At 36.4% G+C, this 22,539-nt stretch carries 21 protein-coding genes; 10 read left to right on the top strand and 11 right to left on the bottom strand.

The genetic code is table 11. The features are described 5' to 3' along the window. Positions 1 to 29 precede the first annotated feature (29 nt). Positions 30 to 2,225: a B12-binding domain-containing radical SAM protein gene (locus tag NBC122_RS11785; protein ID WP_133440563.1), complete on the top strand. Its 2,196-nt coding sequence runs from the start codon at positions 30 to 32 to the stop codon at positions 2,223 to 2,225. 119 nt (positions 2,226 to 2,344) lie between these two features. Then, positions 2,345 to 3,100, top strand: a complete 756-nt coding sequence (locus NBC122_RS11780; RefSeq protein WP_133440562.1) for a COG4705 family protein — start codon at positions 2,345 to 2,347, stop codon at positions 3,098 to 3,100. Between the two features lie 158 nt (positions 3,101 to 3,258). On the opposite strand, the gene NBC122_RS11775 is transcribed toward NBC122_RS11780, so the two are convergent. Beyond that, positions 3,259 to 3,540 carry a FoF1 ATP synthase subunit delta/epsilon gene (locus NBC122_RS11775; RefSeq protein ID WP_133440561.1) on the bottom strand — a complete coding sequence of 94 codons (282 nt, stop codon included), beginning with the start codon at positions 3,538 to 3,540 and terminating at the stop codon, positions 3,259 to 3,261. A 76-nt stretch (positions 3,541 to 3,616) separates the two neighbouring features. Continuing rightward, positions 3,617 to 5,125 carry a F0F1 ATP synthase subunit beta gene (atpD, locus tag NBC122_RS11770; protein ID WP_133440560.1) on the bottom strand — a complete coding sequence of 503 codons (1,509 nt, stop codon included), beginning with the start codon at positions 5,123 to 5,125 and terminating at the stop codon, positions 3,617 to 3,619. Between the two features lie 142 nt (positions 5,126 to 5,267). Here atpD and NBC122_RS11765 point away from each other — a divergent pair, with 142 nt between their 5' ends. Further along, a complete protein-coding gene (locus NBC122_RS11765) occupies positions 5,268 to 6,188 on the top strand; it encodes a bifunctional riboflavin kinase/FAD synthetase (protein WP_133440559.1) in 921 nt (306 codons plus the stop codon). Between the two features lie 65 nt (positions 6,189 to 6,253). On the opposite strand, the gene NBC122_RS11760 is transcribed toward NBC122_RS11765, so the two are convergent. After that, positions 6,254 to 6,718 (bottom strand): hypothetical protein, encoded by a 465-nt coding sequence (locus NBC122_RS11760; RefSeq protein ID WP_133440558.1) that lies wholly within the window; start codon positions 6,716 to 6,718, stop codon positions 6,254 to 6,256. 43 nt (positions 6,719 to 6,761) lie between these two features. Continuing rightward, entirely contained in the window at positions 6,762 to 7,124 is a 363-nt protein-coding gene (locus tag NBC122_RS11755; RefSeq protein WP_133440557.1) for an MmcQ/YjbR family DNA-binding protein, read from the bottom strand. 144 nt (positions 7,125 to 7,268) lie between these two features. Between NBC122_RS11755 and NBC122_RS11750 the strand changes: the two genes are divergently transcribed. Continuing rightward, positions 7,269 to 7,922: an NAD(P)H-binding protein gene (locus NBC122_RS11750; protein WP_133440556.1), complete on the top strand. Its 654-nt coding sequence runs from the start codon at positions 7,269 to 7,271 to the stop codon at positions 7,920 to 7,922. A gap of 230 nt (positions 7,923 to 8,152) precedes the next feature. On the opposite strand, the gene frr is transcribed toward NBC122_RS11750, so the two are convergent. Both frr and pyrH read right to left on the bottom strand, forming a co-directional pair. Next, the gene (frr, locus tag NBC122_RS11745) at positions 8,153 to 8,707 is read right to left on the bottom strand and encodes a ribosome recycling factor (protein ID WP_133440555.1); all 555 of its coding nucleotides are present in this window, start codon (positions 8,705 to 8,707) and stop codon (positions 8,153 to 8,155) included. A 60-nt stretch (positions 8,708 to 8,767) separates the two neighbouring features. After that, entirely contained in the window at positions 8,768 to 9,475 is a 708-nt protein-coding gene (gene pyrH / locus NBC122_RS11740; protein WP_133440554.1) for a UMP kinase, read from the bottom strand. A 137-nt stretch (positions 9,476 to 9,612) separates the two neighbouring features. Here pyrH and porQ point away from each other — a divergent pair, with 137 nt between their 5' ends. The 5 genes from porQ (at position 9,613) to NBC122_RS11715 (ending at position 13,141) form a co-directional block, all read left to right on the top strand. Then, positions 9,613 to 10,611 carry a type IX secretion system protein PorQ gene (gene porQ / locus NBC122_RS11735; RefSeq protein WP_133440553.1) on the top strand — a complete coding sequence of 333 codons (999 nt, stop codon included), beginning with the start codon at positions 9,613 to 9,615 and terminating at the stop codon, positions 10,609 to 10,611. A 478-nt stretch (positions 10,612 to 11,089) separates the two neighbouring features. Further along, positions 11,090 to 11,764 carry a (d)CMP kinase gene (gene cmk, locus NBC122_RS11730; RefSeq protein ID WP_133440552.1) on the top strand — a complete coding sequence of 225 codons (675 nt, stop codon included), beginning with the start codon at positions 11,090 to 11,092 and terminating at the stop codon, positions 11,762 to 11,764. A gap of 107 nt (positions 11,765 to 11,871) precedes the next feature. Further along, positions 11,872 to 12,255 (top strand): YtxH domain-containing protein, encoded by a 384-nt coding sequence (locus tag NBC122_RS11725; RefSeq protein WP_133440551.1) that lies wholly within the window; start codon positions 11,872 to 11,874, stop codon positions 12,253 to 12,255. A 77-nt stretch (positions 12,256 to 12,332) separates the two neighbouring features. After that, entirely contained in the window at positions 12,333 to 12,641 is a 309-nt protein-coding gene (locus tag NBC122_RS11720) for a phage holin family protein (protein ID WP_133440550.1), read from the top strand. A gap of 2 nt (positions 12,642 to 12,643) precedes the next feature. Beyond that, positions 12,644 to 13,141 (top strand): phosphoribosyl-ATP pyrophosphatase, encoded by a 498-nt coding sequence (locus tag NBC122_RS11715; protein ID WP_133440549.1) that lies wholly within the window; start codon positions 12,644 to 12,646, stop codon positions 13,139 to 13,141. A 26-nt stretch (positions 13,142 to 13,167) separates the two neighbouring features. Here the strand turns inward: NBC122_RS11715 and NBC122_RS11710 are convergent, their stop codons facing one another. Continuing rightward, positions 13,168 to 13,896: an RNA methyltransferase gene (locus NBC122_RS11710; protein WP_133440548.1), complete on the bottom strand. Its 729-nt coding sequence runs from the start codon at positions 13,894 to 13,896 to the stop codon at positions 13,168 to 13,170. Between NBC122_RS11710 and tamL the strand changes: the two genes are divergently transcribed. Further along, positions 13,882 to 16,443 (top strand): translocation and assembly module lipoprotein TamL, encoded by a 2,562-nt coding sequence (gene tamL / locus NBC122_RS11705; RefSeq protein WP_133440547.1) that lies wholly within the window; start codon positions 13,882 to 13,884, stop codon positions 16,441 to 16,443. The genes NBC122_RS11710 and tamL overlap by 15 nt on opposite strands. Positions 16,444 to 16,738: 295 nt before the next feature. Here tamL and NBC122_RS11700 read toward each other — a convergent pair whose 3' ends face one another. The 4 genes from NBC122_RS11700 to NBC122_RS11685 all read right to left on the bottom strand — a co-directional run bounded on the left by NBC122_RS11700 (position 16,739) and on the right by NBC122_RS11685 (position 22,405). Then, a complete protein-coding gene (locus tag NBC122_RS11700; protein ID WP_133440546.1) occupies positions 16,739 to 19,324 on the bottom strand; it encodes a DNA gyrase/topoisomerase IV subunit A in 2,586 nt (861 codons plus the stop codon). After that, entirely contained in the window at positions 19,324 to 19,809 is a 486-nt protein-coding gene (locus tag NBC122_RS11695) for a hypothetical protein (protein WP_133440545.1), read from the bottom strand. Before NBC122_RS11695 ends, NBC122_RS11700 begins: the two co-directional genes overlap by 1 nt. 5 nt (positions 19,810 to 19,814) lie before the next feature. Further along, positions 19,815 to 21,707: a DNA topoisomerase IV subunit B gene (locus NBC122_RS11690; protein ID WP_133440544.1), complete on the bottom strand. Its 1,893-nt coding sequence runs from the start codon at positions 21,705 to 21,707 to the stop codon at positions 19,815 to 19,817. A 149-nt stretch (positions 21,708 to 21,856) separates the two neighbouring features. Next, the gene (locus NBC122_RS11685) at positions 21,857 to 22,405 is read right to left on the bottom strand and encodes an NADPH-dependent FMN reductase (protein WP_133440543.1); all 549 of its coding nucleotides are present in this window, start codon (positions 22,403 to 22,405) and stop codon (positions 21,857 to 21,859) included. Positions 22,406 to 22,539: the final 134 nt, after the last annotated feature.

Raw genomic sequence — 22,539 nt, 5'->3', positions numbered from 1 at the left:
TTTAAAATAAATTTGCAAAAAGAAAACGCTTGAAAGATCTGCTCCTCATCACTCCACCTTTTACCCAACTCAATACTCCTTATCCGGCGACCGCTTATATTAAAGGGTTTTTGAATACTAAAAATATTTCAAGTTATCAGATTGATCTGGGAATCGAAGTGATCTTAGAACTGTTTTCAAAAAGAGGAATTCAAAAAATATTCGGGGAAAATATCGATCTGGTCAACACCTCTGAAAATTCAAAACGGATTTTTGCTTTACGCGAAGAATATATGAAGACTATCGATCAGGTCGTTCTTTTTCTGCAGAATCATAATCCTACCTTAGCGAGACAAATCTGCAGTATGAATTTTCTGCCCGAAGCGTCCCGTTTCAATCAGTTGGACGACATGGAATTTGCTTTCGGAAATATGGGTTTGCAGGATAAAGCAAAACATCTGGCGACTTTATATCTGGAAGATATTTCAGATTATATCGTTGAAAATATCGATGCAGATTTCGGTTTCAGCAGATATGCCGAACGTATTGGGCAAAGCGCCAATTCCTTTGATGAACTTTATTTAAAGTTAAATGCTCCTCCAACTTTTACCGATGAATTTACCTTAAAATTATTAAAGGAGAAAATAGATTTCGTTCAGCCAAAACTGGTCTGTTTTTCAGTTCCCTTTCCCGGGAATTTATACGCCGCGTTCAGGTCTGTAAAATTCATTAAAGAAAATTATCCCGGACTGAAAACGGCTATGGGCGGCGGTTTTCCGAACACCGAATTAAGAGAATTGAAAGATCCGCGCGTCTTTGAATTTTTCGATTATATCACTTTAGATGATGGCGAATTGCCGATTGAATTGGTTTTCGAAAATGTAATTTTAAACAAAGAAATTTTTGAAGGGGAATTCAAAAGAACTTTTATCTTAGAAAATCAGGAAGTAAAATATAAAAACAATACGGCGAGATCAGATTATAAACAGGCTCTTATAGGAACGCCGGATTATACCGATTTACTTTTAGACCAGTATATTTCCGTTATAGAAATTGCCAATCCGATGCACAGTTTATGGAGCGACGGCCGGTGGAATAAACTCACCATGGCGCACGGTTGCTATTGGGGGAAATGTACTTTTTGCGATATTTCTTTAGATTATATTAAAATTTACGAACCCATTTCCGCTAAAATTTTGGTAGATAGAATGGAAGAATTGATTGCCCAAACGGGTGAATCAGGTTTTCATTTTGTGGACGAAGCCGCGCCTCCAGCTTTAATGAGAGAAGTTGCTTTAGAAATCTTACGCCGGAATCTCGTGGTGACTTGGTGGACGAATATCCGGTTTGAAAAAAGCTTCAGTAAAGATTTATGTTTCTTATTAAAAACTTCAGGTTTGGTAGCAGTTTCCGGCGGATTGGAAGTAGCAAGTGATCGATTATTAAAATTAATTGACAAAGGAGTTTCTGTGGATCAGGTCGCAAAAGTAACGCGAAATTTCACCGAAGCCGGCATTATGGTTCACTCCTATTTAATGTACGGATTTCCGACGCAAACGGTTCAGGAAACGGTGGATTCTTTAGAAATGGTGCGTCAGCTTTTTGAAATGGGGATTGTACAAAGTGGTTTCTGGCATCAGTTTGCCATGACTGCGCACTCGCCTATCGGAAACCGCCCAGAAGAGTTTGGTGTAAAACCTTTAAACAAGGAAATACTTTTTGCCCACAACGATATCGATTTTACCGATGAAACAGGAATTGACCACAGCAAATTCAGTTTTGGATTAAAGAAATCGCTGTTCAATTTTATGCACGGAATTAATTTTGATCTACCGTTAAAAGACTGGTTCGATTTTAAAATTCCCAAAACAACCATTCATCCCGATTATATTCATGATTGTCTTTTAGAAGAAGATAGTTTTATTTTTAAAGGAAATTCAAAGTTAATTTTTCTGGATAAAAATGCGAATGTCGAGAACTTTGTAAAAAGAACGAAAGCAGGTTCTTTTGAATATTCGCGACTGATTTTTCATCTTAAAACCAATATTGTAAAAATAGAACTGGAAAAAGAAAAAGCAGACTGGCTGATGAAAATATTTACCGAAAATTCTACAGAAAATCCTAAAAAAATAACGCTTCAACAACTCAAGACTCAGTTTGAAGAATCCTTTGAAGATTTCGAATTATTCTGGTTTTCAAAACCAATTCAACAATTAAAGGAAAACGGAGTTATTCTGAGTTTATAATTTTATATACTGTTCAAAATATTTATTTGAAATTTAAACCGACTCAACATTAAAAAAGATTATTTTTACTAAAGAAATACTTGATCAAAGTTCAAGTATTCAAATTTAAATGAACGAATATGAATTTCGCTGAAGATCTTTTCTTTAATAAAATAGCAAAAATCACCTTGCTTTTTTGGTTGATGAAAATTGTGGCCACAACACTTGGCGAAACTTTAGGAGATTTTATTGCTCAGACGCTCGATTTAGGATATCTTTTCGGAATTGCAATCACACTCGTTTTCTTTTTATTTACCCTCTACTTACAACTTTCATCGAAAAAATTTATTCCTGCTTTTTTCTGGCTGGTGATTATTGGCACAACGACTTTAGGTACAGAAATTTCAGATTTTATCGACCGCAGTTTGCATTTAGGTTATGCTGTCGGAAGTTTGGTTCTGGTCACTTTTTTAATGCTCACTCTTTATTTTTGGTATAAAAAATACCGGAATCTTGAAGTCTATCCTATATTCGAAAAAGAAAAGGAAATCTTTTTTTGGGTTGCAGTACTATTTTCTAACAGTTTAGGAACCGCTTTCGGTGACTATTTAAATGATGGGTTAGGATTCAGTTATCTTGTGGGCGCGTTGATTACTTTTGCCGTTATTCTCGTGGTGGTTGTTCTGCATTCTTACACCAAAATTAACCACATCCTTTTATTTTGGATCGCCTTTGTTTTTAGCCGGCCGTTTGGTGCCACCTTTGGTGATTTTTTAACCAAACCTCTCGCTAAGGGCGGGTTAGATTTAGGAACTTTAAATGCTTCTTTCGTTTCAATCATCATTATGGTTGCTTTAATAATTGTAGCTCACCGACAAGAAAAAATAGGAAATTAACTGATCTGGAAAAATTTGTCAAAAATTCACAAATTAAAATTTAACCGGAAATACATTGTCATTCTTGTTACAAAATCTGAAATATTAATTAGTTGAAATGATAATAAAAATCCCGTCTTTTTTTCAAAGACGGGATTTTATTTATTTAAAAAGGATTTTTATTCAGCCAGAATAATTCCTTTATTATTGCTGAATTCTACCACTCCACTTTTCATCGTAAAAGAAAATACACTTTCTTTTTCATTTTCTCTGATGAAATGATGACTGTATTCCTCCTTGATTTCATTCGTGAACACTTTGATTTTCCCTGAATTTAAGGAAGTAACAATAGCGGCGTGATCTTTCATGATATGGAATTCTCCACTTTTTCCGGGAAGCAAAACCGATTTCACTTCACCTTCAAAAATCACGAATTCCGGAGTTAAAATTTTTATATTCATATCTTTTAGACTTAAAGAGTAAAGAGAAAAGAAAAAAGAGAAATCTTTACTCTTTTTTCTTTATTCTATTTTCTAATTATGCGTTTTCCGCTAACATTTTTTCACCTGCTTCGATTGCTTCTTCAATCGTCCCTTTAAGGTTAAAAGCAGCTTCAGGTAAATGATCTAACTCACCGTCGATGATCATGTTAAATCCTTTGATGGTATCTTTGATGTCTACCAATACTCCTTTCAGACCGGTAAACTGTTCTGCCACGTGGAAAGGCTGAGATAAGAATCTCTGTACTTTTCTGGCACGGTATACTGATAATTTATCTTCTTCTGAAAGTTCTTCCATTCCAAGAATCGCGATGATATCCTGTAATGCTTTGTATTTTTGAAGAATTTCTTTTACTCTTTGAGCACAGTCGTAATGTTCGTTTCCTAAGATTTCAGAAGTTAAAATTCTGGAAGTAGAAGCCAATGGATCTACAGCCGGATAAATACCTAATGAAGCAATCTTTCTATCCAATACGGTAGTTGCATCCAAGTGGGCAAATGTTGTTGCCGGCGCCGGGTCAGTTAAATCATCCGCAGGAACGTAGATTGCCTGTACTGAAGTAATTGAACCGTTTTTAGTAGAAGTAATACGCTCCTGCATCGCCCCCATTTCAGAAGCCAAAGTTGGTTGGTAACCTACTGCAGACGGCATTCTTCCCAAAAGCGCTGATACCTCAGAACCTGCCTGTGTAAAACGGAAAATATTATCAACGAAGAATAAGATATCTCTACCTTGTCCTGTTCCGTCTCCATCTCTAAAACTTTCAGCGATGGTCAGCCCGGATAAAGCAACTCTCGCTCTTGCTCCAGGTGGCTCATTCATCTGACCGAAAACAAAAGTAGCTTTCGAATCTTTCATCGCTTCCAGATCGATTTTTGATAAATCCCATCCTCCATTTTCCATAGAGTGCATGAATTCATCACCGTATTTGATAATGCCGGATTCCAGCATCTCTCTCAAAAGGTCGTTTCCTTCTCTGGTTCTTTCACCTACACCGGCAAAAACCGAAAGTCCACCGTGACCTTTCGCAATATTGTTAATTAATTCCTGGATCAATACTGTTTTACCAACACCTGCTCCACCGAACAAACCGATTTTTCCTCCTTTAGAATAAGGCTCTACCAAATCGATTACTTTAATTCCTGTAAAAAGCACTTCTGCTGAAGTGGTAAGCTGGTCAAATTTTGGTGCATCTCTGTGAATCGGCAATCCGTTTTCTTTAGAAACCTGTGCGATACCGTCGATTGCATCTCCAACTACATTAAATAATCTGCCATATACCGCTTCACCTGTTGGCATGGTGATTTGTTTTCCTTGTGAAATTACTTCCTGACCTCTTTGAAGTCCGTCTGTTGCATCCATTGCGATACATCTTACAGAATCTTCACCAATATGTTGTTCTACTTCAAGTATCACTTTGTTACCGTCTGTTTTTGTAATTTCCAATGCATCATAGATGCTTGGAAGTTCTGCCGCATCTGTAAAAATTACGTCGATTACTGGACCGATAATTTGAGAAATTTTTCCTTTAAGTTGGTTTGCCATTGCTTATTTTTTTCTTGAGTGCAAATATAATGAATATTCGCACATTTGCAATTGGTTTAAAAGAAGATTTTTGTCATATTTGCACAAACTTATTATAAGCCCATTTTTAGGGCAATTATTTCACTATATTCAAGAATTTCAGTTGATAATTACAGAAAATTTCACCGGTTCGGTTTCCCAAAATCCTTTGGCACTTTCTATTGGGATGTTTGATGGTGTTCACTTGGGACATCAGAGTATTATAAAGAAACTTAATGCCATTTCTGAAAAGAAAAACCTGGAATCTGCCATTCTTACTTTTTGGCCGCATCCAAGAACTGTTTTTAGCCCAAATGATGATTTGAAATTGTTGAACACCATTGATGAAAAAAAATATCTGCTGGAGAAAAACGGATTACAACATTTGTTTTTAAAAGAATTTGATGACGAGTTCAGAAATTTAACCGGCGAAGAATTCGTGAAACAGATTCTCGTTGATAAACTTCGGGTGAAACATTTGATTATCGGCTACGATCATACTTTTGGAAAGAACAGAAGTGGCGATTTTTCTTTGTTAAAAAAATTGGGACCGGAATTCGGTTTTGAAGTGGAACAGGTAGAAGCCGTAAATTATAAAGATTTCAATATAAGTTCCACCCAAATTAGAAATGCTTTATCAAAAGGCAATATTATTGCTGCCAATGAAATGCTCGGTTATCATTATTCGCTGTCGGGAACCGTTGTTCACGGTAAAAAAATCGGTAGAACAATTGGTTATCCAACCGCAAATATTGAAGTTGACGTGCTTAAACTTTTACCAAAAAAAGGAGCGTATATTGTCGATGTGTTTGTAAAAAACCGTCATTATAAAGGAATGTTGAGTATCGGAACCAATCCTACCGTTAATGGAAATTCACTTTCTGTGGAAGTATATATTTTAGATTTTAATGAAGATATTTACGGCCAGAACATCTCTGTCAACTTTCGGGAATTTCTGCATGACGAAATCAAATTTAAAAATTTGGAGGAACTGGTTGAAAGATTAGATGAAGATAAGCGATTGACAGCAGATTTTCAGTTTTAATTTTGCCACGAATTCTCAAATTTGATTTATAATATATATGAGAAGCTAATATTTTTTTATCAATCCTAATGTGTGAAATATAATTTTCTAACCAGAATCGATATTTTTTCGGTTCCGTTTGGATTAAAAGATACAATTGCCCGATGCTCTAATTCAAACATGAGGGAATTTTCATCTAATACGTTTATTTTTTGTGAAGCAAAAAAAATGAATCCAAATTTAGTCAAATTAGTTTTCACAATAGTTTCATTATTATCAAAATTCCAATTACCGTTAACTTTATCTATTAAAGCAGGATTCAAATAATTTACAGTTAAATCAACATTAAATTTAATTGCTTCAACACCCTTATTTGTTTCGTCTTTTATCTGATTTTCCAAAATATTATTATAATAATACGAATCTACATAATAATCTTTCTTCCATTCAGAAGACGTTAAAAGATCAGTTTTTGTAACTTCTTGAATACTTTTTTCTCTATCGCAACCGAATAATAATGATAATATCAATAAAAAACTCACTAATTTCATAAATTATTTTAAAACAACAAATGTATTGTTTTTTTTACAAAAATCAATTCGATTGTTTATTAATAAACGCTTCCCTCATTTTCTTTGTTAAAGAATTTAAAATTAAATCATATGAATGATCGATTAATTCAAAAATCAAATCCTTTTTTAAACCGTCACAAACCACCGAATTCCAATGGGTTTTATTCATGTGATAAGCCCCGGTAATTTGCGGATGTTTTTCGCGAAGTTCTGCGCTCCATTCCGGATCGGCTTTTAAAGAAATACTGAGCGGTTGTTTTTCCAGAGGAATTAAAGCAAACATTTTCCCAGCCACTTTCAGCACCAAAGTTTCAGAATTAAAAGGAAATGTTTCTTCTACTCCTTTTTTGAGCTGGCAATAGGTTAAAATTTCGGTGATATCCATATTATAATATAAGTAATGGGTAATAAGTAATTATCAATAGGTAATAATGACTAATAATAATCGTTTTAACATTATAAAATTAATAAATTTGTGTGAGAAATTAATAATTGCTCATTACTTATTATTCATTACTCATCAAAAATTATGAAAGCATTAATCATCGGCGCTACCGGCGCGACAGGAAAAGATTTAGTTCATCAGTTGCTGCAGGATTCTGATTTTAAAGAAATTGATGTATTTGTAAGAAAACCTTTGACCATCAATGATTCAAAATTAAAAACGCACGTCGTTGATTTTGAAAAACCTGAGGAATGGAAAGATCTGGTAAAAGGCGATGTTGCATTTTCCTGTCTAGGTACGACTTTGAAGACTGCCGGGAGTAAGGAAGCTCAGAAAAAAGTAGATGTGGATTACCAATATAACTTCGCTAAAAGTGCAAAGGAAAATGAAGTGGAAGATTTCATTTTGGTTTCTGCCTACGGTGCAAGTGCGACCTCAAAAATGTTCTATTCTCAGCTAAAAGGGGAGTTGGAAGAAAAGATAAAAAAGTTGCATTTCAACAAAGTCACCATTTTTCAGCCGGGAATGCTGGAGCGGAAAAGTTCTGACCGGTTTGGTGAAGTTGCGGGCGCGAAAGTAATTAAATTCATCAACAAATTCGGTCTGTTAAAAAGCCAAAAACCTTTGCCAACCGATGTTCTTGCTCACGCAATGATTAATGCGTCAAAAATAAAATCGAACGGTTATTCCAAAATTAAATTAGGAAGTATTTTCAGTTTTGCGAACAAACATAATTGATTTTTCAGTAACAGTCATTATTTTTTTTAACGCAAAGACGCAAAGGATTAATAAATAATGCTGCATAAAATTACGGTCGGTTTCTTCAATGTTTAAGACTGAAATCTTAAAGATCTTAATTTCTTAATAGTTGAAAATTTGTGAAATCCCGGTTCATCAATGTTTTAAAAAAAACAAAAAAGCCGTTTCATAAATCTTGAAACGGCTTTTAATATTATATTTAAAAAAGATTAGATTTTCATAATCTCGCCTTCTTTCACTTTGAAGTGATCGTCGCACATTTTGATATATTTGTCGGTAAGAATCTGGATTTTTGCTTCTTCGTCTTTAATTAAATCTTCAGAAACTCCGTCTAATTTCCGAAGTTCTTTCATTCCATCCTGGCGTGCATTTCTTACGGTGATTTTGGTAGCTTCCGCTTCGGATTTCGCCTGTTTTGACAATTCACGTCTTCTTTCCTCCGTCAATGGCGGAACATTCAATATGATATTATCTCCGTTATTCGATGGTGCAAATCCCAGATTTGAATTGATAATCGCTTTTTCGATGGCTCCAATAGCCGTTCTGTCCCAAGGCTGAATTGAAATCGTCATCGCATCAGGAATCATCACATTGGCAACCTGGCTCAGGGGAGTTGGCGCGCCGTAATATTCTACCATAACGTCTTGCACCATGGTTGTAGAAGCACGGCCGGCTCTAATCTTCTGAAAAGCATGTTCCAAATGTTTAATGGCCGCATCCATTTCCTGCTTGACCATGCCTGCAATAAGTTCTAATTCTTCCATTATATCTTAAATTTCTGTTTTACTAATTAAAATGAAGCACTCAAAAATAGTATTATTTTTTTATAAATTCACTAAAGTCCCGATAGTTTCTCCCTGAACTACTTTTAATAGATTTCCTTCTTTATTCATATCAAAAACAATAATGGGCAAATTATTTTCTCTGCTCAATGTGAAAGCGGTCATATCCATTACTTTTAAATCTTTCTCGTATACTTCACTGTACGTTAATGAATGAAATTTTACCGCATCAGAATTTTTTTCAGGATCAGAATCATAAATCCCATCGACTCTTGTTCCTTTTAAGATCACATCTGCATCAATTTCGATCGCACGCAAAGTTGCTGCGGTATCGGTAGTGAAATAAGGATTGCCTGTTCCGGCTCCGAAAATGACCACTCTTCCTTTTTCTAAATGACGAACTGCTTTTCTTTTGATAAACGGTTCTGCAACTTTATCCATTTCAATGGCACTTTGCAAACGGGTAAAAATTCCTGCATCTTCCAACGCGCCCTGTAGAGCCATACCGTTGATCACAGTGGCCAGCATTCCCATATAATCACCCTGAACCCTATCCATTCCTGTAGCGGCACCGGCAAGACCTCTAAATATATTTCCGCCACCGATGACGATTGCCACCTGACAACCGATATCGACTACTTTTTTTATTTCAGCGGCATATTCTTTCAGTCGGTCATTATCGATTCCGTACTGGCGGTTTCCCATCAGGGCCTCGCCACTTAATTTTAGAAGAATTCGTTCGTATTTCATTTTTTACTTTTTTATTACTTTTTTTACGGTGCAAATATAAGGAAACGCAAATAATTTCGTTAATAGAATTATATTTACACCGAAATTATTTTTGAAAAGCACATAATTAAATTATTTTTGCATCTTTATAACACATTTTGAGAAAAATTACCGCTGTTTCAGCTTTATTAATTACTAGCTTATTATCTGCTCAGGAAGGGACGAATGTGTATCCTTTTCTGAATATATCTGGTTCTGCCAGACAGGCAGCTTTGGGCGGTGACGCTGTTTCGGTCCGTGATTTTGATGTGAGTTTCGCCGCAATCAATCCCGGATTGATGAATTTGAACCAAGACCAAATGGTTTCCATTAACTATGCTTCTTATCTCGCCGGCTCACAATATGGAACCATCAGTTTTGTAAAAGATCTAGAAGAGGGTCACCTCATTGGGTTTAATGCCCGATATATGGATTACGGCAAAATGCCTAGAACGGATGAAAGTGCAGAAATCAATGGACAGTTTGGCGCGATGGATGCTTCATTGGGACTTTCCTACGCGTACCAGTTTGATGAAGACTTTACTATTGCCGGCGGTGCTAATTTTGTCACTTCAAAAATCGACAGTTATACCTCGATGGCTGTTGTCGGGACGGCGGGAATTACTTATCATAACACCCAGAGCCGGGAAACCTTGGCTTTGGTATTCCGGAATTTTGGCTATCAGTTCAAATCATTTAATGGTCTTCGTGAGGATGTGGCTTTTCGGGTGGATTTAGGATATACCAGAATTTTAGATGAATTTCCTTTAGCGTTTACCATCACGGCTCATGATTTGCAAAAACTCAACATTTCACAGGATTTCAATAATAATGGTCAGGAAATTAACTGGAGCCGCAAAGTCGCCGATCATTTTTCTTTAGGCGCTGAACTTTTTCCCGAACAGGCTTTTAATATCCGGTTCGGTTATAACGTAAGACGCGGAAATGAACTGGCCGTGTTGGATCAAAGAAGTTTTGCCGGCTTGTCCGCAGGTTTTGGCATAAAGATTTCGAGTTTCAGGTTCGATTATGCTCATATTAGATATCACAATGCTTCTAATGTGAATATGTTTGGAGTAACGCTCGATTTAATCGAAGTTTCGGGGAACAGGAGATAAAGATTTTCTTTCATTAGAGCGTGTTTAAAGATTAAATGAAGAAAAAGTTTATTGGGATATTCATATGGGAAAATAGCATAAAAAAACTGACTATCAGTTCTTAATATTTATTATTTCTCGTAACTTCTTGGTTGTTTAACTAATAAGTTACTTATTATATTCTTTATTTTTCACAGTAACCTTTGGAAAAATCACCGCGGTGAAAATAATAAATCACCGCGGTGAAATTTAGAAAAGACCGCGGTGTTTCTTAATTTTAAGTTTTAAAAAATAACTTGATATACCTGCAAAATTTATTACCACTACACATTAAATGAACTCATCAGGGAAAACTCTGAAAATAGGGTCAAATTATCCGCCATAAAGTTTTTATTGAATAAATTTAAACAGGTTCTAAAAACACCATTAATTGTTGCCCAGCAAACAGAACAGTACTGATTTATTTTTTTTCTCGGAAAATTTTCAGGAAATTTGCCTTATGAGAAAACCTGTAATTGCTATCGACGGCTACTCTTCTACCGGCAAAAGTTCGATTTCTAAAATCATTGCTCAAAAACTCGGTTTGGTGCATTTGGATACCGGAGCGCTCTACCGCGGAATTACTTATTTTGCTTTAAAAAACTGTTTAAACGCCAATGGTGAAATAAACTTGCCGGAACTCTTTAACAGGTTAAATGAAATAGAACTCGAATTTAAACCAATCGATCGTGAACTGGTGATGTTCCTTAATGGCAATGATATTTCGACAGATATCCGGACCAATGAAATCTCTCAAAATGTAAGCTTAATTGCCAGTCAAAAAGAAGTACGTGATTTTCTGCTCGATGCTCAAAGAGAAATGGCAGAAAAAGGTGGCGTCATTATGGACGGCCGCGATATCGGAACTGTTATTTTACCCACAGCTGATTTTAAATTCTTTCTCACAGCCAGTGTCGACGAACGGACCAAAAGACGTTTTTTGGAGCTGCAAAGTTTAGGCATCGAAACGGATGAAAATACCGTGCGCGAAAATTTAATCTCCAGAGATAAAACAGACAGCGAAAGAGAAGTTGCCCCATTAAGAAAAGCAGATGATGCGATCACCATCGATAATTCAGATTTTACAAAAAATGAGACCGTAGATTTAATTTTATCCTATCTAAAGGACTTTTAACAAAATTTTAAGATAACATTTTATTTCTTTGGTATATTAATTGTAACTTTAGAAGAGATGGAGAAATCCAACGTAAGATTTATTAACTATTAAAAAAATTAACTAAGATGTCAAAAAAAGGAAATAATGCAGCAAGTGTATTAGCAGGTTTATTAGCTGGAGCAGCAGCAGGTGTTGTTCTGGGAATGCTTTATGCTCCGGAAGAAGGTGCAGAAACAAGAAAAAAAATCAAGAGCAAAGCAAATGATTTAAAAGATCAGGCAGTTGATCAGTACAGTAAGGTTTCTGAGAAAGCAAAAGAACAGTATGAAGACGTATCGGGAAAAGTGAAAGATCAGTATGATACGATCTCATCTCAACTGAAAGAAACTGCTGACAAAGTAGTATCTTCCGTAAAAGAAGGCTACGATAAGTACAAAGATGAAGCAGTTGCTAAAACCAAAGAGGTTGTAGGTGATGTAGAGAACGAATTAGACGGAATGAAATCGTAATAAGATATCAGATTATTCCTAAAAATAAAAAGGAACTTTAGATAAGTTCCTTTTTTTGTAACTTTAAAAAAAATATTATGGTTGACATTGTAAAAGAATTCGCCTCAAAAAAAATAGATCTGCTTAAAATGGAGATGACGGAAAAATCTTCGCTCACGGTAGGTACTTTAACTTATCTTGTTTTAGCATCGGTTGCGGCTCTGTTCTTCATCATTCTCTTTAATATTGGTTTGGGTTTACTGATTGGTTCCTGGTTAGGTAATTACGCCTACGGAATTCTGATAATGGCCGGGTTTTATTTACTGATTTTAATCATCACTTTTGCAGTCCGAAATACCATTAGAAATAAGGTGGCCGATAAAATTATTAAATTTATAAATTCCTAAAGATGAGCACGAAATACAACAGCTTAGAAGAACTCCGAAGAAAGAAAGCACTGCTGAAAAAAGAGGTTTCTGAGTTAGAAGATCTTCTAACCTTCGACAATGCCAAAGAAAGTCTCAGCGCTTTAACTAATGGTTTTACAGATAAATATCTGCAGGAAAACAAATCGACGGACGGCGAAACCAAGATTTCTTTGAATACCAATGAAATTGTAAGGGAGATTTCCGGGAGTATAAAAGATTCAATTCTAAACAAAAATGCGGTGTACGGCTTTGCAAAAAGCGATGCGGGAATGAGTATTGTTGAAAATGCAATGAAATTAGGAGCGGTAAGTTTTGTAGGAAATTATGCGCGGAAAAATCTTTATAATAAAAGCTGGAAGAAAAAGATGATCGGTTTAGCGCTTATTTATCTTGCGCCAATCGCACTTCGCTTTATCCGTAAAAAATTAGAAGATTATCAAAAAAGTAAAACAACTTCCAGTTTCGAACAGTTGATATAAAAAATACAGAGTCGGTTTTCCGGCTTTTATTTTTTTGCGAAAATCTGACCCAGGATAATCCCGGCAGACATTGCTACATTCAAACTTTCGGTAGACTGCGATTTTCCAAAGCGCGGAATTGTTATTTTGTCTGTCAACAGAGTCTCAATTTCCGGTCTGATTCCGTTTCCTTCATTGCCGAGAACTAAATTAAATTGGGCCGGGAACTGATAGTCATAAAAATCAGTGCCATCCATATCCGTTCCGATGATGGGTTGTTTATTTTCAGAAAGATAATTTTCTAAATCCCGGTAAACGATATTTACCCGAAGAAAAGATCCCATACTTGCCTGAATTACCTTGGGATTATAAAAATCCGCAGTATCCTCACTACAGATGATTTGTGAAATCCCAAACCAGTCCGCCAGCCGGATAATCGTTCCCAAGTTGCCGGGATCCTGAATTCCGTCTAAAATTAATTGAATGCCTGTTTGTTCCAACAACATTTCTTCCTTAAGTTCGCAGACCGCCACTGAATCTTTAGGATGTTGCAGGAAACTTATTTTCTGCAATTCATTTGGTGAAATTTCTGTAGCAGCGAGATTGACAGCTGATAATTCAGCAGGGTTTACCGAAAAAATTTCATTGATTCTGAACTTTGAAGTTGGTATTTCTTTAAGCGTTTTATTACCCTCAACCAAAAACAAATTGTATTTTTGTCTGAACTTCTTTTTATCAAGAGACTGTAAAATCTTTTTTTTATGAGCCGTAAGCATTTTTCAAAATATTTTCAAAAGTATTACTTATTTTTTTCATCTGCAATCACAATTGTTTTTTTGTATGCCTGCAGTACAACAAAAAAAGTTCCTGATGGTGAGTATCTTTTGACCAAAAATAATTTCAGATATGAAGATGGGAAAGTGCACGATGATGAAATTGAAAGTCATGTGAGTCAAAAACCCAATAAAAAGCAACTTTTTATCTTGCCAATTGGATTGTGGATGTACAATGCAACCAATCCTAAATACGATTCTATTCTTGCGGAATACATGACTTACCCCAATGAAATGAGAGATCAGAAACTTCGGGATTCCCTTTTTGTGAAATACAAACATCCGGAATTTGTTGGAAAACGGCTTTTTTATGAGAGATTTTTACAGAATATTGGACAGCCTCCCGTCATTTTAGATCAGGGAAAAACGGAACAGAGCGCGACCTCAGTCCGTAAATTCTTAGTGTATAAAGGATATTGGGATACCGATGTAAAGTTCACCCTAGATTTAGATTCAGCAGCAAAAAAAGCACAGGTTAATTATTTAATTACCCATAAAGATCCAACCTATATCAGCGATTATTACTATAATATTCCGGATCCCGCCATTAAAAATATTTATGAGCAACATCTTGCTAAAAGTTTGGTTCGGGGAAAAAAGATATTGGATCAGTCCGTTTTAGAGAAAGAAGTCAAAAGGATTAACGATTTGATGAAGGACTACGGTTATTACAAATTCAATAATACTAATGAAGAAATCTACTTTACAGCAGATACCTTACAAAGCAGAAAGAATGTTCCGCTGACCATGGATATTCATAAAGATTCTATAGATTCGCGTTATAAGCTTACAACCATCGGAAATGTGAAGGTTCATCTTCTGGAAAAACTATCGGATTCGGCAGATACGGTCAAAGATTCATTATTAAGAATTAATTTTTATAAGCTTGATGATCAGTATAAAACAATGTCCTTGTGGAGACCGATTATTTTGCGGCCCGGAGAAGTATATGATCAGAGAAATTTGGATTTAACGAAGAGGAATATCGCGGCGATGAATAATTTCAGTATTATTAAATATGATGAGATTCTGCGCAAGTCCAGCGACAGTATTTTAGATGTAAACTATTTTCTGGCACCATTGCCAAAGTATGATTTAAAAGTGGCGACCGATATCAATTATTCTCAAATTTTAAACTTTGGAGTTTCCCCTTCAATTGATCTTACAAGCCGTAATGTTTTCGGAGGTGCTGAAAACCTGACAACAAGTCTTTCCGGGATTTTCGGTTCTGTGACCAATTCTAAAAATACAAGCCAACGAACCCTCGCGTATGAAATTCTGGCACAAACTTCGTTGAGTTTCCCGAGGTTACTGCTTCCTTTTAAAACCTGGAAATTAGTTCCCAAAAAGTACTCTCCTACTTCATCGATTGTTTTAGGAGCTTCGGTTCAGGATAATATAGGATTAGGAAGAATTGGCTTTAACGCAGGTCTGAACTACTTTGCCAATGCCAATGATATTGTTTCTCACCGGCTTTCTATTTTTAATACCCAACTAAGTTTAACCCGAAATAAAGACCGGTATTATGATTTCTTTCCACAGGATGCAGAAGTCCGCAACCAAATGTTTAAAATTTATTCTCCTGCTTTATACCAGGATTTCGTTGCAGGAAGTATAAGTTCTGATGATTTTTCAACCATGATCGTAGATGATAAAAGCTTTCAGGAATCCTTAACCGGTGATAACCTTTCCTCATTAAATAATTTCCTGCAGTCTTTGATCAATAAAGACCGTCAAACGCAGGATATTCTTATTTCTTCGGTAATTTATAATTTTATTTATAATGAAATCGGAAAGAAAGACCGCCCTAATCCGTTCTATTTTAATGGTAAATTTGAAATCGCCGGAAATATTTTCAGTGCATTCAACAGCAGCCGAAAAGACGATGGAATAGTCTCTGGCCCCTCCAGAACCATTTTCAAAATCCCCTATTCCCAGTTTGTGAAATTTGATTTTGATGTCAGAAAATATTTCACCTTTAATAATGAAAAACAAACACTCGCATTAAGACAGTTTATCGGCATCGGAATTCCGTACGGTAATTCTTCGACAATGCCATTTGTGAGATCTTATTTTAATGGTGGTTCCAATGATATTCGTGCCTGGCGCGTGTACGGAGGTTTGGGTCCTGCTGATTCTCAACTCGATGAAAGGGTTCGTTCTTACGTAATGGACAATATAAAACTGACCACCAATATTGAGTACAGGATGCCATTTACAGACATGTTTGAAGGCGCCGCCTTCGTAGATGCAGGAAATATCTGGAGTTTAAAAGACAGCGGATTTGGTGACCAGTTTAAGTTTAACAAATTCATTTCTCAGATGGGAGTCGGAACCGGAGTTGGTCTGAGGATCAATATCGCCTATATCACTTTGCGGTTAGATGCAGCGTACAAAGTCTACGATCCCAACCAGCCTGTGGGCGACCGGTGGGTTTTTGGAAGTACTTGGAAACCGGTGGTTAATTTTGCTTTCGGTTATCCTTTTTAAGAACCTGTTTAAGTTTATTTTAAAACCAATAAAGGCCAAAAGCGATATTTTTTTAAGTCTTTCAAAAGATCAAAAAAGAAAGCGTACTAAAAAGTTGCCGTTTTTTACCTTTTGGAGATTTTCCGTTTAGATTTAAACCTATAAAGTAAGGAGCAAAAACCTTCTGGTTTTCACTCCTTATTTCTATTTTCTGACCATTTCTGAGACGGTCTTTTTCTAAGAACTTTAAATTTTTTTTAAAACCCGAAAAGGCAATCTTTTTATCACTTTTAAACAGGCTTGAAGCACACATTAACTATTCAAGATCGAAAAGATCACCGATCGTTCCTTCTTCCGGAATTTCCTCATCCGTAAGATTTTCGCTATTATCAGTTTCTTCTTCTTCCTCTTTAATAACTTCTTCTTCCGGTTCGGGAATGATGATATTAATGGATTTCACTTTGTCTTTGATAAACTGATTTCCGATCGCTTTAATACCTTTTACCGAGATGAATTCATCAATAATAACGGTTTCCGGCTCTTTATCTTTGCCTTTCTCTTTGGTAAAAATAATTTCGGCCGTCGCATTATTGGCAATCAGGACATTTTCTACAAATGATTTCGGATGATCAGACGGCATGAAATTCTGAACGTTCGCCGTATTCTCGAGCAGGAATCTTTTAATAAAATAAATCTGTTTTTCACCATCAAAATAAATACAGGTAATTGGTTGCTCTGGTCTCCATTTTTCGAGGACCAAATATTCATCATCGAAACGGTTACCTAATTCGAAACTCACCAACTTGGCTTCCCCATGAGAATTGATAATTACTATTTTGTCATCGCCTTTGAAAGTTCCCAGTAAAGTTCCGCGCGCATCGGCATTTAATCGACGGACCGTATCATCAAACCAGATTTTTCTCGGTGCCAAAGTCGAGTGACCCTCTTCTTTTAAATCGACCTTTTTGACAATATATTTGGTGACCACATTGCCTTTGGAATCACGGCCTTTTATCGCCAGGTCTGAGAAATCAATATCGATTTTGTTTTTTCTTACCCGCGCATTTGGTTTTAATAAAACGGTTACTTTCTCGGCTTCACCATTAGGATTTGCTGAGAAGTACAGCATTTCGGATCCTTTTTTATCCGAAGCCAATTTGTAATCGGTATTTCTGGTAACGCCGGTCACAGAAAAACGTTTCATATAATAGGGACCGTCTTTTCCTTCCCGGTAAATCATATTGTAAACCGTTCTTTTATCGTTCTTTTTCCAGATGGCAACGTGTTGAATATTCTTACCGATAAATGTTTTGGCTTCCACTTTCACCACCCGCATCGTGCCGTCTTTCTGGAAGGTAATAATATCGTCGATATCCGAACAGTCGAATAAATACTGATCTTTTTTCAGTGAAGTTCCGATAAATCCCTCTTCAAAATTGGCATAGAATTTCTCATTGGCCACCGCAACTTTCGTCGCATCAATCGTATCAAAAATTCTGAGTTCAGTTTTCCGCACTCTTCCTTTTCCGTATTTTTTCTGAATATTAGAATAATAGTCAATCGCGTACGGAATCAAATGTTCTAAATGATATTTAACCTGTTCAATTTTTCCTTCAAGAGCCAGGATGTTTTCCTTGAATTTATCTAAATCAAAACGCGAAATTCTTTTAATTCTAATTTCGGTTAATCTTAAAATATCTTCTTCTGTTACCGCTCTTAATAAATGAGTGGTATGAGGTTTCAGCCCTTTGTCGATGGTCGCAATGACTTCGTCCCAGGATTTTACTTCCTCGATATCGTGGTAAATTCGGTTCTCAATAAAAATTCTTTCCAACGAAGAAAAATGCCAGTTTTCCTGCAGTTCATGCAATTCGATCTGCAGTTCTTTTTTAAGCAGAGAAACCGTGTGATCTGTATTCTGTCTGAGGATTTCAGACACATTCAGGAACATCGGTTTGTCGCCGACAATTACGCAGGCATTCGGTGAAATCGGAATTTCGCAATCGGTAAAAGCGTATAAGGCATCGATCGTTTTATCAGGCGAAACATCATTGGTCAGAAAAATATTTATTTCAACTTCGTCGGAAGTATTGTCTTCAATTTTTTTGATTTTTATCTTTCCTTTTTCATTGGCTTTAATGATGGAATCAATTAAATCGCTGGTGTTTTTACCAAAAGGAAGTTCATTAATGCAAAGCGTATTTTTATCTTTCTGAATAATCCGGGCTCTGGCACGGATTCTTCCGCCACGCTCGCCGTCATTATAATTTGAAACATCGAGCATTCCACCCGTTATAAAATCCGGAAAAATCTGAAATTTCTTCCCTTTTAAGTGAGCGATAGAAGCATCAATTAATTCATTGAAATTATGAGGCATAATCTTGGTAGAAAGTCCTACACCAATTCCCTCGACTCCCTGTGCGAGAAGCAGTGGAAACTTTACCGGCAGGTCAATGGGTTCGTTATTTCTGCCGTCATAGGATTTAGCCCATTCTGTGGTTTTCGGGTTGAAGACCACTTCCAAAGCGAAAGGCGTAAGTCTTGCTTCAATATATCTGGCTGCTGCCGCAGAATCTCCGGTGAAGATATTTCCCCAGTTTCCCTGCGTATCAATCAACAATTCTTTCTGCCCGATTTGAACCATTGCATCGGTAATCGACGCATCTCCGTGTGGATGGTACTTCATGGTATTTCCTACCACATTGGCAACTTTGTTATATCTGCCGTCTTCCAACTCACGCATGGAGTGCATGATTCTTCTTTGAACCGGTTTGAAACCATCAAAAATAGAAGGAATCGCACGATCCAAAATAACGTATGATGCATAATCGAGAAACCAGTCCTTGTACAGACCGGAAACTTTTCTCAGGGATTCTTCCCGGTGATTTTCTTGCTCTTCCATCAACTAATATCTTCTCTCTTTTGTTCTTTATTATTTCTAATGACTTTGCTGAGAGACATTTTTAAGTCATTTAATTCTTTCCTGGTCAGATACGAAATATCATATTTAAGAATAATATTCCCTTTCTTACCATTGATTGTAATGTACAATCTTTTCACAATAAAAATATTAACAATATCGTATGCTAAAAGTTTATATTTTGGAAACTCGTCGTTGAGACTTTTATTTAAAAATAAAACAACATTACTGTTTTTAAAATGTAAAGCTTCGCCCTCACTGTCATACTCAAAAATCTGCCTTCCTTTAAAATAAAATATCAATACCGTCACTACCGGAATGGTAATAAGCAAATATTGCATTGATCCTAAATAATCGTAAATGAAATATTCTAATAAAAAAGCCGCTATCCCCAAAATAAAAATGATAATGACCAATAAACTCAAGAACCTAAAATAGCCCGCTTTGTCTGTATTTCTTAATCTCATTCTCCTTAATTAACTTCCTGCTCAGCTTCTGTTAACAGTTCTTTTTTATCAATATCGGGATCTTCTACGACGAGATTTTCCAGAATAAATAACTGGCGGTCCGGCGTGTTTTTACCCATATAAAACTCCAGTAAATGATCTATGGTCTGGTCTTTCCCAATAACGACCGGTTCCAACCGGATATCTTTCCCGATAAAATGCTTAAACTCATCCGGAGAGATTTCCCCAAGTCCTTTGAATCGGGTGATTTCTGGGCTTTTACCCAATTCCTGCAGGGCTTTTACCCTTTCAGGTTCTGAATAACAATATCTGGTTTCTTTTTTATTTCGCACCCTGAACAGTGGCGTTTGCAGAATATAAAGATGTCCGTTTTTAATTAAATCCGGGAAAAACTGAAGGAAGAAAGTAATCATCAGCAAACGGATGTGCATCCCGTCGACATCGGCATCGGTGGCGATGATCACGTGATTGTACCGGAGATCTTCCAGAGAGTCTTCAATATTTAAAGCGGCCTGCAGATAGTTGAATTCTTCATTTTCATACACGACCCGTTTCGTCAAACCATAACAGTTCAGCGGTTTACCTTTCAACGAAAAAACGGCCTGCGTTTCTACATCGCGCGATTTGGTAATCGAGCCGGAAGCAGAATCTCCCTCGGTGATGAAGATCATGGTTTCTGCCTTTCTCAATGCTTTTTGGTCATTGTAATGCTGTCTGCAATCGCGGAGTTTTTTGTTGTGAAGTGAAACTTTCTTCGCTCTTTCTCTCGCTAATTTCTGAATGCCCGAAAGCTCTTTCCTTTCTCTTTCAGAAATGATGATTTTGCGGTGAATCGCTTCCGCAATTTCCTGGTTTTGATGAAGGAAATTATCGAGTTTATTTTTTAAGAAATTGGTAATAAAAGATCTTACCGTTTCTTTTCCCGGCTCAATTTCGTTGGATCCTAATTTTGTTTTCGTCTGGGATTCGAAAACAGGTTCAATGACTTTAATGGCAACGGCAGCAATAATCGATTTCCGAATATCGGCAGCCTCAAAGTTTTTATTAAAATATTCCCGGATTGTTTTCACATAGGCTTCCCGGAAGGCATTTAAGTGCGTTCCACCTTGCGTCGTATTTTGTCCGTTGACAAAAGAAAAATAAGTTTCAGATTGTGATTTATCCGAATGCGTAATGGCAACTTCAATATCTTCATCTTTCAAATGAACGATCGGGTAGATAATTTCGCCCTCAATTTCTTCATTCAATAAATCTTTCAGCCCGTTTTCTGAGAAATACGTTTCGCCATTAAAAACTATTTTTAAACCCGGATTCAGGTAGCAATAGTTTTTGAGCATTTTCTCGATATATTCCTTGCGAAATTTGAAATGAGTGAATATCGTAGTATCCGGCACAAAAGTGATTTCAGTTCCGTTTCTGTCTGTAGAATCTGCCTCCGGAAAATCGTCCGTAATAAGTCCTTTTGAAAACTGGGCAATTTTCATTTTTCCGTCGCGGACGGATTTTACTTTGAAAAACTCTGAAAGCGCATTCACGGCCTTGGTTCCTACTCCATTTAAACCGACTGATTTTTTAAAAGCTTTCGAATCGTACTTTCCACCAGTATTCATTTTAGAAACGGCGTCAACTACCTTTCCTAACGGAATCCCACGGCCATAATCACGGATCACGGCTTTGCCGTCATCGATTTTTATTTCGATTCTTTTTCCGGATTTCATCACGAATTCATCGATGGAGTTATCGATGATTTCTTTGAGCAAAATATAGATTCCGTCGTCAGCCGAAGAACCATCGCCCAATTTACCGATATACATTCCCGGTCGCAGTCGGATATGCTCTTGCCAATCGAGGGTTCTGATATTGTCTTCGGAATAATTGACCGTATTGTTTTCGCTCATATTTTTTAGAAAGTACTTTAAAATTCTGTAACTCACAAAAATAGCGAAAGGAAATTGATTTCTAAAATTTTGTGGAAAAGTTTTCGGTAACTGTCCAGTATTAATGATCATAAAAGTTAAATTCCCGGTTAAGAATTCCCGTTTTCACTTTAAAAACGGTTCACCCATTTCTCAAAAGCCAGCATATAATCTCTCAGAAAAGTTTCCGTTTTTTCGATGACTGTTTTTCCATCTTCCCGTAATAATTCATGAACTTTTCCGATATAAGCTTCCGGTTGCTGCATCATCGGAATATCCAGAAAAACAACGGCTTGACGAATATTATGATTGGAGCCAAGACCACCTGTAGCACCCGGAGAAACAGTTACTACCGCACCTGATTTTCCTTTCCAGGCACTTTTTCCGGGCGGCCGCGAACCGACATCAATTGCGTTTTTCAAACCTCCGGGAATCGTCCGGTTGTATTCCGGAGAAACGAAAAGTACAGCATCTGAATTTTGAATGATTTCACGGAAATCAGTCCATTCTTTAGGTGGATTTATATCTAAATCTTCATTATAAAGTGGCAAATTACCGATTTCCACCATTTCCATTTTTAAAGTTTTGGGAGCAAGGCGAATCAGTTCATTGGCGATTTTTCTGTTGAAGGATTCTTTTCTCAAGCTGCCCACTAAAACTGCGATTTTCTTTTCCATCATTTTAATTTTAATTAAAGTTACACATTCGAAACAGGTTGAAGTTTTACAAATTAATCTTTAACAAAAATTTAATCATTCCGACAAAACTGGAACAAAAAAAAAGCGAACCAAAGTTCGCTTCATAATATATTTTT

The sequence above is a fragment of the Chryseobacterium salivictor genome, from assembly GCF_004359195.1.
In the GTDB taxonomy this organism is placed as follows: Bacteria; Bacteroidota; Bacteroidia; order Flavobacteriales; family Weeksellaceae; genus Kaistella; species Kaistella salivictor.
Note: the sequence above shows the minus strand (reverse complement) of the source record. Positions and strands in the feature narration are given on the sequence as shown.

What these genes read in the sequence shown, in the direction of transcription:
- NBC122_RS11720 (WP_133440550.1), top strand. Translation starts at nt 12,333, where the DNA reads ATGGTTGACATTGTAAAAGAATTCGCCTCAAAAAAAATAGATCTGCTT.
- frr (WP_133440555.1), bottom strand. Translation starts at nt 8,707, where the DNA reads ATGGAAGAATTAGAACTTATTGCAGGCATGGTCAAGCAGGAAATGGAT.
- cmk (WP_133440552.1), top strand. Translation starts at nt 11,090, where the DNA reads ATGAGAAAACCTGTAATTGCTATCGACGGCTACTCTTCTACCGGCAAA.
- NBC122_RS11710 (WP_133440548.1), bottom strand. Translation starts at nt 13,896, where the DNA reads ATGCTTACGGCTCATAAAAAAAAGATTTTACAGTCTCTTGATAAAAAG.
- tamL (WP_133440547.1), top strand. Translation starts at nt 13,882, where the DNA reads ATGAGCCGTAAGCATTTTTCAAAATATTTTCAAAAGTATTACTTATTT.
- NBC122_RS11780 (WP_133440562.1), top strand. Translation starts at nt 2,345, where the DNA reads ATGAATTTCGCTGAAGATCTTTTCTTTAATAAAATAGCAAAAATCACC.
- NBC122_RS11750 (WP_133440556.1), top strand. Translation starts at nt 7,269, where the DNA reads ATGAAAGCATTAATCATCGGCGCTACCGGCGCGACAGGAAAAGATTTA.
- pyrH (WP_133440554.1), bottom strand. Translation starts at nt 9,475, where the DNA reads ATGAAATACGAACGAATTCTTCTAAAATTAAGTGGCGAGGCCCTGATG.
- NBC122_RS11695 (WP_133440545.1), bottom strand. Translation starts at nt 19,809, where the DNA reads ATGAGATTAAGAAATACAGACAAAGCGGGCTATTTTAGGTTCTTGAGT.
- atpD (WP_133440560.1), bottom strand. Translation starts at nt 5,125, where the DNA reads ATGGCAAACCAACTTAAAGGAAAAATTTCTCAAATTATCGGTCCAGTA.
- NBC122_RS11775 (WP_133440561.1), bottom strand. Translation starts at nt 3,540, where the DNA reads ATGAATATAAAAATTTTAACTCCGGAATTCGTGATTTTTGAAGGTGAA.
- NBC122_RS11685 (WP_133440543.1), bottom strand. Translation starts at nt 22,405, where the DNA reads ATGATGGAAAAGAAAATCGCAGTTTTAGTGGGCAGCTTGAGAAAAGAA.
- NBC122_RS11755 (WP_133440557.1), bottom strand. Translation starts at nt 7,124, where the DNA reads ATGGATATCACCGAAATTTTAACCTATTGCCAGCTCAAAAAAGGAGTA.
- NBC122_RS11725 (WP_133440551.1), top strand. Translation starts at nt 11,872, where the DNA reads ATGTCAAAAAAAGGAAATAATGCAGCAAGTGTATTAGCAGGTTTATTA.
- NBC122_RS11715 (WP_133440549.1), top strand. Translation starts at nt 12,644, where the DNA reads ATGAGCACGAAATACAACAGCTTAGAAGAACTCCGAAGAAAGAAAGCA.
- NBC122_RS11690 (WP_133440544.1), bottom strand. Translation starts at nt 21,707, where the DNA reads ATGAGCGAAAACAATACGGTCAATTATTCCGAAGACAATATCAGAACC.
- NBC122_RS11700 (WP_133440546.1), bottom strand. Translation starts at nt 19,324, where the DNA reads ATGGAAGAGCAAGAAAATCACCGGGAAGAATCCCTGAGAAAAGTTTCC.
- NBC122_RS11760 (WP_133440558.1), bottom strand. Translation starts at nt 6,718, where the DNA reads ATGAAATTAGTGAGTTTTTTATTGATATTATCATTATTATTCGGTTGC.